The 459-nt window shown below is 68.6% G+C and carries 1 protein-coding gene; it reads left to right on the top strand.

The window, feature by feature from the left end; genetic code table 11:
• Nucleotides 1-426, top strand: a 426-nt coding sequence (locus ACLWS4_RS37455) for an acyl-CoA dehydrogenase family protein (RefSeq protein WP_416876494.1), incomplete at its 5' end; no start/stop codon positions are given.
• Nucleotides 427-459: the final 33 nt, after the last annotated feature.

Here is a 459-nt window from a genome sequence, read left to right as displayed (position 1 = left end):
CTGGACCACACCCGGGTGACGATCGCGGCGCAGGCGATCGGGATCGCGCAGGGTGCGCTGGACTACGCGAACGGGTATGTGCGGGAGCGCCGGCAGTTCGGGAAGGCGATCGCGGAGTTCCAGGGTGTGCAGTTCATGCTGGCGGACATGGCGATGAAGCTGGAGGCGGCGCGGCAGTTGACGTACGCGGCGGCGGCGAAGTCGCAGCGGGGGGACGCGGATCTGACGTTCTTCGGTGCGGCGGCGAAGTGCTTCGCGTCGGACGCGGCGATGGAGATCACGACGGACGCGGTGCAGTTGCTGGGCGGGTACGGGTACACGCGGGACTACCCGGTGGAGCGGATGATGCGGGACGCGAAGATCACGCAGATCTACGAGGGGACCAACCAGGTCCAGCGGATCGTGATGGCCCGCAACCTCCCGTAACGCGCACACACACGCACCGACGGCCGGTCCCGG

It is taken from the genome of Kitasatospora sp. SC0581 (assembly GCF_048159585.1).
Classification (GTDB): Bacteria; Actinomycetota; Actinomycetes; order Streptomycetales; family Streptomycetaceae; genus Kitasatospora.
This window is presented reverse-complemented; position numbering and strand designations above follow the sequence as displayed.